At 64.6% G+C, this 10,661-nt stretch carries 11 protein-coding genes; 5 read left to right on the forward strand and 6 right to left on the reverse strand.

What is annotated here, in order from left to right; translation table 11 throughout:
• The 5 genes from H5T60_06990 to mnmE all read left to right on the forward strand — a co-directional run.
• The coding region (locus H5T60_06990) for a hypothetical protein (protein MBC7242175.1) at positions 1-270 on the forward strand (270 nt) is incomplete at its 5' end.
• Positions 271-446: 176 nt separating this feature from the next.
• A complete protein-coding gene (locus tag H5T60_06995; GenBank protein ID MBC7242176.1) occupies positions 447-3,644 on the forward strand; it encodes an isoleucine--tRNA ligase in 3,198 nt (1,065 codons plus the stop codon).
• Positions 3,645-3,713: 69 nt separating this feature from the next.
• On the forward strand, positions 3,714-4,232 hold the full coding sequence (gene lspA / locus H5T60_07000) for a signal peptidase II (GenBank protein MBC7242177.1): 519 nt from the start codon (positions 3,714-3,716) through the stop codon (positions 4,230-4,232).
• A gap of 19 nt (positions 4,233-4,251) precedes the next feature.
• Positions 4,252-5,220, forward strand: a complete 969-nt coding sequence (locus tag H5T60_07005) for an RluA family pseudouridine synthase (protein ID MBC7242178.1) — start codon at positions 4,252-4,254, stop codon at positions 5,218-5,220.
• A 48-nt stretch (positions 5,221-5,268) separates the two neighbouring features.
• Entirely contained in the window at positions 5,269-6,657 is a 1,389-nt protein-coding gene (mnmE, locus tag H5T60_07010; GenBank protein ID MBC7242179.1) for a tRNA uridine-5-carboxymethylaminomethyl(34) synthesis GTPase MnmE, read from the forward strand.
• Between the two features lie 6 nt (positions 6,658-6,663).
• Here mnmE and ruvA read toward each other — a convergent pair whose 3' ends face one another.
• The 6 genes from ruvA to H5T60_07040 form a co-directional block, all read right to left on the reverse strand.
• On the reverse strand, positions 6,664-7,245 hold the full coding sequence (gene ruvA, locus H5T60_07015; protein ID MBC7242180.1) for a Holliday junction branch migration protein RuvA: 582 nt from the start codon (positions 7,243-7,245) through the stop codon (positions 6,664-6,666).
• Positions 7,242-7,958 (reverse strand): response regulator transcription factor, encoded by a 717-nt coding sequence (locus tag H5T60_07020; protein MBC7242181.1) that lies wholly within the window; start codon positions 7,956-7,958, stop codon positions 7,242-7,244. The genes ruvA and H5T60_07020 overlap by 4 nt, the downstream gene beginning before the upstream one ends.
• Positions 7,959-7,966: 8 nt before the next feature.
• Positions 7,967-8,476, reverse strand: coding sequence for a crossover junction endodeoxyribonuclease RuvC (gene ruvC, locus H5T60_07025; protein MBC7242182.1), 510 nt, complete (start codon positions 8,474-8,476; stop codon positions 7,967-7,969).
• Positions 8,477-9,232: a YebC/PmpR family DNA-binding transcriptional regulator gene (locus H5T60_07030; protein MBC7242183.1), complete on the reverse strand. Its 756-nt coding sequence runs from the start codon at positions 9,230-9,232 to the stop codon at positions 8,477-8,479. It lies immediately after the preceding gene.
• A gap of 145 nt (positions 9,233-9,377) precedes the next feature.
• Positions 9,378-9,905 carry a cob(I)yrinic acid a,c-diamide adenosyltransferase gene (cobO, locus tag H5T60_07035; GenBank protein ID MBC7242184.1) on the reverse strand — a complete coding sequence of 176 codons (528 nt, stop codon included), beginning with the start codon at positions 9,903-9,905 and terminating at the stop codon, positions 9,378-9,380.
• Between the two features lie 23 nt (positions 9,906-9,928).
• Positions 9,929-10,591: an LON peptidase substrate-binding domain-containing protein gene (locus H5T60_07040; protein ID MBC7242185.1), complete on the reverse strand. Its 663-nt coding sequence runs from the start codon at positions 10,589-10,591 to the stop codon at positions 9,929-9,931.
• Positions 10,592-10,661: the final 70 nt, after the last annotated feature.

The raw sequence follows: 10,661 nt of genomic DNA on the forward strand, positions 1-10,661 counted from the left end.
CTGTTACCCCTGGTCGCCCTGCTGTCGCTGGCCATCGCCGCCGGCGTCTCTGCCCAACCGGGCGGCGGCTACGATTTGACCTGGAGCACGATAGACGGCGGGGGATACACCTGGAGCGAGGGCGGTGGCTACGCCCTGGACGGCACGGCCGGCCAGCCGGATGCCGGGATGCTCTCCGGCGGGGGCTACACCCTCTCCGGCGGCTTCTGGATCAGCGCGCCGGCACAGCACCGCCTTTGCCTGCCGCTGGTGCTGAAGGCGGTGCGGTAAGCGCCATGGCGTGAAATCGAACATCCGCCCGTTGTCGTTGCATAAGAGCATAGTATTCACCCGGGCATGCTGTTCACTGCCGAGAGCATGGAGCTTCTGCGCGCCCGTATGGATAGCGCATGCTCATCGCCTTAGAACCCTGACCGCCAATGCGGCGGCTTTCGAACTGGAGGAGTATGGAGATGGCAGAACGATTCACACCCGTGCCGGCCCATGTCCACTTCCCGAGCCTGGAGGAGAAGATCCTCAGGTTCTGGAAGGAAAACGACATCTTCATGCGCAGTGTGCGCAATCGCGAGGGCGCCGAACCGTGGGTCTTCTACGAAGGCCCACCCACGGCCAACGGCCTCCCGCACATCGGCCATGCCCTGACGCGCGCCGTCAAGGACGCCTTCCCGCGCTACCAGACCATGAAAGGGCGCTTCGTCTGGCGCAAGGGCGGCTGGGACACCCACGGCCTGCCGGTGGAGCTGGAAGTGGAGAAGATGCTGGGCTTCTCCGGCAAACAGGCCATCGAGGAATACGGCATCGCCGAGTTCAACCAGAAATGCCGCGAGAGCGTCTTCAAGTACGTGCGGGAATGGGAAGAGCTCACTGACCGGCTGGGCTTCTGGATCGATCTGGAGAACCCCTACGTCACGCTGGACAACGAGTATATCGAATCGGTCTGGTGGACCCTGAAGCAAATCTGGGAAAAGGACCTGCTCTATCAGGGCTATAAGGTGGTGCCGTACTGCCCGCGCTGCGGCACGCCCCTTTCCGACCATGAGGTGGCGCAGGGGTATCGGGAGGCGGAGGACCCGTCCATCTTCGTGCGCTTCCCGTTGGTGGACGAGCCGGGCACGTATCTGCTGGTGTGGACCACCACGCCCTGGACCCTGCCGGGCAACGTGGCCGTCGCCGTCCATCCTGAGGTGACCTATGTGATGGTGGAGCAGAAGACCGCCGGCAACGGCACGGAACGGCTCATCCTGGCCAAGGACCTGCTGGATTATGCCCTGCAGGGCGAGTACACCATCGTCCGCGAGCTGTCAGCGCGCGAGCTGGTCGGCCGACACTACCACCCACTGTATACCTTCCTGCCGGTGGAGAAAGATTACTGCTACGTGGTGGAGGCTGACTTCGTCACCACCAGCGAGGGCACGGGGTTGGTGCATATCGCGCCGGCCTTCGGCGCCGAGGACATGGAGCTGGGCAAGGAGTACGACCTGCCCATCATCCAGACGGTGGACGAGCGCGGCCGCTTCATCTCCGCGGTGACGCCCTGGCGCGGCATGTTCGTCAAGGATGCCGATCCGCTCATCATCGAGGAACTGCGCCGGCGGGGGCTGATGTACCGCGCCACCACCTACCGCCATACATACCCATTCTGCTGGCGCTGTAACACCCCCTTGCTCTACTACGCCAAGACCACCTGGTTCATCGAAACCACCCGGGTGCGCGACCGCCTGTTGGCCAACAACGAGCTGATCAACTGGTATCCCGAGCACATCAAGTACGGGCGCTTCGGGAACTGGCTGGCCAACAACGTGGACTGGGCGTTGGGCCGCGATCGCTACTGGGGCACCCCTCTGCCGGTCTGGACATGCGAGCAGTGCGGACATCAGGAGTGCATCGGCGGCATCCAGGAACTGCGCCAGAAGGTCGGGGAAGAACGGGCCAATCAGTACAAGGCGCTCAACCCCGCCGAGATGGACCTGCATCGTCCGTACATCGACGAGGTGACGTATCCCTGCCCGGAATGCGCCGGCACCATGCGGCGCGTGCCGGAAGTCATTGATTGCTGGTTCGATTCCGGCGCCATGCCCATCGCCCAGTACCATTACCCCTACGGCGACCAGGAATGGTTCCGCAAGCAGTTCCCCGCCGATTTCATCAGCGAGGCGGTGGACCAGACGCGCGGCTGGTTCTACAGCCTGCACGCCATCTCGACCCTGGTCTTCGACCAGCCCTGCTTCCGCAACTGCGTGGTGCTGGGCCTCATCCTGGATGAGGACGGCGAGAAGATGAGCAAGTCCAAGGGCAATGCCATTGACCCGATGGACGTCATCAAAACCCATGGCGCCGATGCCCTGCGCTGGTACCTGTACACCGCCGCACCGCCGTGGCTGGAGCGCCGCGTCTCGCTCAACCTCATTGGCGAGGTGGTGAGCAAGTTCCTGCTGACGCTCTGGAACACCTATGCCTTCTTCGTCCTGTACGCCAACCTGGACGGGTTCGACCCGACGGCGCACGACGTGCCCGTGTCGGAGCGGCCCGAGCTGGACCGGTGGATACTGGCGGAACTGCACAAGCTGATCGAGACGGTGGACACGCGCATGGCCAATTTCGACCTGACCGGCGCGACGCGCCCCATCGCCGACTTCGTGGACGACCTGTCCAACTGGTACGTGCGGCGTTCCCGCCGGCGCTTCTGGCGCAGTGGCGAAAATCGCGACAAGGCCGCCGCCTACCTGACGCTGTATGAGTGCCTGGTGACCCTGTCGCAGTTGCTGGCCCCCTTCACGCCGTTCGTGGCGGAGGAGATCTACCGCAACCTGGTGCTCAGCGTGCGGCCCGACGCGCCGCCCAGCGTGCACATGACCGATTTCCCGGTGGCCCGGCGCGAGCTGGTGGATGAGAAGCTCATCGAGGATACCCAACTGGTGATGCGCATCGTGCGGCTGGGGCATGCCGCCCGTAACAAGGCCGGCATCAAGGTGCGCCAACCGCTGGCCAAGGCCCTGGTCAAGGTGCGCACGCCGGCCGAGAAAGAAGCGCTCCAGCGCCTGGGCGATCAGGTGGTGGATGAGCTGAACCTGAAGGGGATGGAGCTTGTCGAAGACTTGTCGGGCGTCATCCAGTACTCGGTCAGCGGCATCCCCAGCCTGCTGGGCAAGAAGTACGGCGCGCTGTATCCGAAGATCCGCGCCGCGCTGGCGGCCTGCGACCCGGCGGAGGTCGCCGCCAAAGTCAGCGCCGGCCAGCCCGTGACCCTGACCGTGGATGGCCAGGAGGTCAGTCTCCTGCCGGAGGAGCTGAACGTGCAGGTCTCCGCCGGCGAGGGCTTCGAGGTGGTCGAAGAGGCCGGCTATATGGTGGCGCTGGACGTGCGCCTGACCCCCGAGCTGATCAGCGAGGGCCTGGCCCGTGAGATCATCCGCCGTATCCAGGTCATGCGCAAGGACGCCGGCTTTGAGGTGGATGATCGCATCCACATTTACTACCAGGCGGACGAGACATTAACCCGGGTCATGGAGCAGTTCGGGGATTATGTGCGCGCAGAGACGCTGGCAGAAGCGCTGTATCAAGCGCCGGCGCCGGCGGAAAGCTTCCGCGCCTCCCTGGACATTGACAAGCATTCCATCGAACTGGGCATTCTGCGGGTCTCCTGAAAATGGCGCAAGCGATGGGGCGGTGGGCCGGCCCGCCGCCCCATCCATCTAATGGAGAGTGTATGGCATATGGAGACAGCGGAAGCAAAGACGAACACGGAGGGATGGCGAGGCTGGCTCTTTCTGCCGGCCATAGCGCTGGTCTTCCTGGCCTTCGACCAGTTCACCAAGTACCTGGTGGTGAGCCATCTTGCCCTGTATGAGACACGCCGGCCCACGCCGGCGCTGGCCCATCTCTTCTCCTTTACCTATGTGACCAACACCGGCGCCGCCTTCGGCTTCTTTCAGAACGGCAGTGTCGTGCTGGTCATTGTGGCGGTGGTGGTCATCCTGGCCATCGCCCTGTACTTCCGCCATGTGCCCGGCGATGAATGGCTGTTGAAGATCAGCCTGGCCATGCAGTTGGGCGGGGCGCTGGGCAATTTGCTCGACCGCGTGCGCCTGGGCTATGTGGTGGATTTCATGGATTTCCATATGTGGCCGGTCTTCAACTTCGCCGATACCTTTATTGTGGTAGGCGTCGGCTTGCTGGCTTATCGGCTCCTGCTTCACCCGCGCGCCTGGTCCGCCGAAGACTTCCCGACATAGCGTGATGGGGAACCGTGGCATGCCGTTCGAAGAGGAGCGAGTTTTCACGGTGCCGGTCGAAGCGGCCGGCATGCGCCTGGATAAATTCCTGGCCGACCACCTGGCCGATGTCTCGCGCTCTCGGATCCAGGGGTGGATCGAAGAGGGGCGCGTCACGCTGGACGGCCGGCCGACGCGTCCCAGCACTCGCCTGGATCCCGGTCAGCACATTCGCGTCCTTATCCCGCCGCCGGAGGAGGTCCGCATCCTCCCTGAGCCGATACCCCTTGACATCCTTTACGAGGACGATCATCTGCTGGTCATCAACAAGCCGGCCGGCATGGTGGTGCATCCGGCGCCCGGCCACACCAGCGGCACCTTGGTCAACGCTCTGCTGGCGCGCTTCCCCGCCTGGGCAGAGCTGGACTGGTGGGAGAGCGAAGAGGAGGATGAGGAAGAGGCCGGCGTGGATTACCCCCGCCCGGGCATCGTGCACCGGCTGGATAAGGATACATCTGGCCTGCTGATCGTGGCCAAATCGGCCAGTGCCCGGGGCGCCCTGCAGGCCCAGTTCCAGGCCCGCCAGGTGGAAAAGGTCTATCTGGCGTTGGTGCACGGCATGCCTTCCGCGCCGGCTGGGCTTATCGACGCGCCCATCGGGCGCGACCCGCGTCAGCGCAAGCGCATGGCAGTGGTGGCGGAAGGCCGGCCGGCGGTCACCGCGTACCGCGTCCTGGAGCCGCTCGGCGAGTACGCCCTGCTGGAGGTCATGCCGAAAACCGGCCGCACGCACCAGATCCGCGTGCATCTGGCCTTTATCGGGCATCCGGTGGTGGGGGACGAGGTATACGGCCGGCGGCGAAGCCGGCTTGCCTGCCCGCGCCAGTTCCTCCACGCGGCGCGGCTGTCCTTCCGTCACCCCGTCACGGGCCGGCCGATGGAATTCTCCGCACCGCTCCCCCCAGACCTGCAGGCGGTCCTGGAGGAGGCGCGCGAACGTATCCGGTGAGAGTCACCGAGGACACTTCTGTGGAGGGAGGTAGTCAGGGGATACCCGATGGCCCGCGGCCTATCGTACAGCCTTGACGATACCATCGCCGCCATTTCCACGCCGTTGGGCGAGGGCGGCATCGGCATCGTGCGTCTGAGCGGCCCGGAGAGTGCCGGCATCCTACGGCGCTTGTTCCGGCCAGCCAGCAGGCGCGCCGCCGGCGGCCTGCCGCCGCGCCAGCTCATTCTTGGCCATGTCATTGACCCGGCCAGCGGCCAGGAAGTGGACGAAGTGCTGGTCAGCTTCATGCCGGCGCCCCATACCTACACCCGCCAGGACGTCGTCGAGATCAACTGCCACGGCGGGATTGTCGCCACCCGCAGGGTGCTGGAGCTGTGCCTGCTGGCCGGCGCGCGGCTGGCCGGCCCCGGCGAGTTCACCCTGCGCGCCTTCCTCAACGGCCGCATTGACCTGGCCCAGGCCGAGGCGGTGCTGGATATCGTGCGGGCGAAGACATCCGCCGGCCTGCAGGTGGCGGTCGGTCAGCTCAGCGGCGCGCTGTCTGCATGGATTCGCGCGCTCCGCCAGCGGATGATGGGCGTCCAGGCCCATGTGGTCGCCAGCATTGATTTCCCTGAGGATGAGATACCCCAGATTGACGTGGGGGCAGAGCTGGCGGATATCGAACGGGAGCTGGCTCATCTCCTGGAGACGGCGGATCGCGGCATCATCTATCGGCAGGGCATCCGCACCGCCATCATCGGCCGGCCGAATGTGGGCAAGTCCAGCCTCCTGAACGCCCTCCTGCGCACCAACCGCGCCATCGTCACTCCCATCCCCGGCACAACGCGCGACACGGTCGAGGAAACGCTGAACCTGCAGGGCATCCCGCTGGTGCTGGTGGACACGGCCGGCCTGGACCATGCGCCGCGCGATCCCATCGAGGAACTGGGCATGGAGCGCAGTCGCGCCGCCCTGGCGACGGCGGACCTGGTGCTGGCGGTGGTGGATGGGAGCATGCCCCTCCAGCCCCAGGACCAGGCCATCCTGGGGCTGTTGGGAGAGCGGCCGGCGCTCATCGTCATTAACAAGTGCGACCTGCCGCAGGCGCTGGACGAGGGTGCCTTGCCCGCCGGCCGGCCGCGCGTCCACGTCTCGGCCCTGACCGGCCAGGGCTTACCCGAACTGGAAGATCGCATCCTGGATATGGTGCTGGGTGGGCATGTCACACCGCAGAACGAGGCCGTGGTCAGCAGTCCGCGCCATAAGCAGGCGCTGTCCGCCGCGCTGGAGAGCGTGCGCTCCGCGCGCGCATCCTGGGCACAGGGCCTGCCGGCCGACTGCATCAGCATAGACCTATCCGAGGCCCTGGACGCACTGGGTCAAATCACGGGGGAAACAGCGGACGAGGAACTGCTGGACCGTATCTTCAGCGAGTTCTGTATTGGCAAATAGGCCGGCTCAGGCGCGCCCCAACTGCATCAATGCCAGCCGCAGGCGCTCTTCCAGATCCGTGACATCCTTGGGGAGCATCTGCACCACTCGCTGGGCTTCCACCACATTGTACCCCAGCGAGCGCAGGGCCTCTACCAGCTCTGCGTCGGTTTCGCCGCTGGCCAGCTCCGCGCCAGCGATCCCCACCAGCTCCAGCTTGTCCTGCAGATGCAGGACCACCCGCTGGGCCGCCTTATTCCCGACGCCGGGCGCACGCGCGATAACATCCGCGTTGCCCTGGGCGATGGCGCTGACCAACACCTCCGGCGAGAAAGCGGAGAGGATGGAAAGGGCCAGGCGAGGGCCGATGCCGTTCACCTCCAACAGAAGCTCAAACAGCCGGCGCTGTTCCAGGGACTCAAAGCCGTACAGCGTCCACTCATTCTCCCGGATATGGAGATAGGTGAACAGCTCGATGGCGTCGCCGATGTCCCATTCCGCTTCCAGCAGGGACGCCGGCACATGCACCACCAGATCCAGCGGGCCGATGTCCACCACCACATACTGCCGGCCCCGGCCCCGGAGCCGGCCGCGTATCGCGTGAATCATGACGCCGCTCCCTGGGCTTCTGGAGGGACGAAGCGGTACCCGATGCCCCGCACGGTCTGGATATAGGTCGGCCGCGAGGGGTCCGGCTCGATCTTCTCCCTCAGCCGGCGTACCGCCACCTCCACCAGGTTCAGCCCCTCCACATATTCATAGCCCCACACCTCGCGGAAGAGCGTCTCCTTGGGGACGGCCTCGCCGGCGTGACTCATCAAGTAATACAGTAGCTCGAACTCCATGGGGGTGACATGCACTTCCTGGCCGGCGAGGGTCACACGGTGCGCGTTGGGGTCCACGGTCAGCGGCTCATAGGAAAGCACACTGCGGGGGCGCCGGCGTGCCATCCACTCCATGCGCCGGAAGATGGCCTCGATACGCGCCCGCAGTTCCTCGAAGGTAAAGGGCTTGGTGATGTAATCGTCCGCGCCGGCCTCGAACCCCGTCACCACGTCCTCCGTGCGGTCCAGCGCGGTGAGCATGACGATAGGCACGTCCGAACGCTGACGGATCCAGCGGCAGACCTGAATGCCGTCCACCTGGGGCATGATGATGTCGAGGATGACCATGTCCACATGGTTCTGGGCGAAGAACTCCATGGCCTGGAGACCGTCGGGAACGCCGAAGACCTCATAGCCGGCGGAGGTCAGGGCGTTCATCACCAGGTTGCGCAGTGGGCGTTCGTCTTCCACCACCAGGAGGCGGTATTTGCCGGCCATGCTGACCCCTACTCGGTTTCGTGCAGTGCGGCGTCGGTTAGCGCCTGCATCCGCCACATGTGATGGTGGCAGATGGCGATGGCGACGGCATCGGCCGCATCATCCGGGCGCGGGATATCTTCCAGCCGAAGCATCAGGCGCACCATCTCCTGAATCTGCTGTTTTTCGGCGCGCCCATAGCCGACCACGGCCTGCTTGACCTGCAGGGGTGTATACTCATAGACCGGCAGGTGCGCTTGCGCCGCCGCCAGCAGGCAGACCCCTCTGGCCTGCCCCACGGCGAACGCTGTGCGCACATTGGTGTTGAAGAAGAGCGCCTCGATCGCCACAGCCGCCGGCGCCGATCGGGCGATCAATCCCTGCACGGCCTGATAAATTTCCTTCAGCCGGGCCGGCAGTCCGGCATCCGGGGACGTGCGGATCACCCCGCATTCCACCAGGGAAAGCTCGCCGGCCCGTTCCTCCACCACGCCGTAACCGGTGATGGCCGTGCCCGGGTCAATGCCCAGCACCCGCAATTATCCCTGCTCCTCGTACTTGGCCAGCAGTTCGTCCGTCAGCTCCAGGTTGGAATACACTTCCTGCACGTCGTCCAGCTCTTCAAGGGCCTCGATGAGGCGCAGGGTTTTTAACGCGGCTTCTTCATCCAGGGTGATGGTGGACTTGGGCTTCATCAGGAGCTGGGCGTTTTCCACCTGCAGGCCGGCGGACTGCAGGGCCTCACGCACCTTATGAAGCTCGTCCGGCTTGGTGTATACTTCCACCACGTCGTCGCTGATGTTCACGTCCTCTGCGCCGGCGTCAATGGCCATCATCGCTACTTCGTCGGGGTCCTGGCCGTCCAAGGGCACGGTGATAAATCCCTTTTGGTCGAAGAGCCACGCCACACAGCCCGATTCGCCCAAGCTTCCGCCACTGCGGGCCAGGAGCCGGCGGATCTCCGCCACCGCCCGGTTGCGGTTGTCAGTGACCACGCTCATCATCAGGGCCACCCCGTTGGGACCGTAACCTTCGTACACCAGCTCCTCCAGGGCCGCCGCGCCCTTTTCCAGGCCGGCGCCGCGCCGGATGGCCCGCTCGATGTTCTCGCGCGGCATGTTGGCGGCCTTGGCTTTCTCAATCACCATGCGCAGTTTGAAGTTGAACTCGGGGTCGGCCCCCTCGCGGGCGGCGATTTCAATCTCCTTGCCCAGCTTGGTGAACAACTGCCCGCGCTTGGCGTCCTGGGCGCCCTTCTTCCGCTTAATGGTCGACCATTTCGAATGTCCCGACATAGGGTATCCTCCGTAAAAATAGACACGCGTCCGAAAGCCGCCGTCGGCTTCGCTTTCCAAATTATATTATACCATCAGGTTTCGCTTTCGGCGAAACTGCGTCGGCCCCAGTGCGGTCTCCTCTGGTGAAAGCCGCCGCCAGGCCTCAATACTCGATGCCGCGCCGGGCCTCGATGCCCTGCTCGAACGGGTGTTTGCGGGCGTACATCTCGGTCACCAGGTCGGCGCGCCGGCACAGCTCCTCCGGCGCATCGCGCCCGGTCAGCACCAGCTCCATATGCGGCGGCCGTTCATCCAGCAGTTTCAGGATATCGTCCAGGGAGAGCAGGCCGAACGACAGGGCGGTGATGGCCTCGTCCAGGATGAGGATATCCACCTCCCCGCTGTGCATAGCTCGCCGGCCCTCCTCCAGCGCCAGCCGCGCCTGCGCGAAGTCCTCCGGGCGGGGATGCTTGGGATGCACAAACCCGCGGCGGCCAAAACGCGCCAGGGTGACGGTCGGCAGGTACGCCACCGCCTGCTGTTCGCCGGATTCCATCCATCCTTTCATGAACTGCACGATGTGCACCCGCAGGCCGTGGCCGGCGGCGCGCAGGGCCAGTCCCAGCGCGGCGGTTGTCTTGCCCTTCCCGTCCCCGGTGTATACCTGCACCAACCCCTTTTCCAGCGGCATTATCCGTTCCCTTAGGATGAGTTTCAGTTAAAGGACAGATAGCCCATTTCCGCCGGCGGCATGCGCCGCTTCACCTGCTCCAACGTCAGCATCTGCAGGATCTCGACCTCTTTGTGCAGGAGCGCCTCCTCCTTGAGCAGGATATCCTGCAGGCGCGGCAAGCTGAGCAGGCCCTGCCGCTCGGCCAGGTCCACCTGCAGTCCCCAGGCCACCATCCAGGCCACGCCCTCGGCGTCCTCCGGAAGGTTGTTGATGGTGATGGAAAGCCCCTGTGCCTCTTTCAGCAGGCGCAGGTAGCGGTAAAAGCGGATCTCCACCCGCGCCAACAGGGCCTCGTCGACCCCCTCCGTAATCAGAGGGAAGTCCTCCACCTCGCCCACCAGGTACGGCTCCGTTTCCCGCAGTCCGCGGATAATGAAGCGGTCCAGCCCCCGCACGATGATGTGTTTGGTGTGGTCTTCCATCTCAATGACCCGCAGGATTTCGGCGCGGGTGCCGATATCGAACGGCTCCGCCGGCCCTCCCACCTCGTGACCCGACCGGATGAGGACAATACCAAATGGCCGGGAATGACGCATGCAGTATTCTATCATGACCTTATACCGGTCCTCAAAAATGTGCAGGGGCATCAGCATGCGCGGGAAAAAGACCGTGTGCAGTGGGAACAAGGGCAGTTCTGTCGTCATATCTCCCCCTCTTCTTTCTCTGACAGCTCCTGTCCCGTATCTTCCTGTTCCGCTCCTGCTTCCTCCGGAC

This window comes from Anaerolineae bacterium (assembly GCA_014360855.1).
Lineage (GTDB): Bacteria > Chloroflexota > Anaerolineae > JACIWP01 > JACIWP01 > JACIWP01.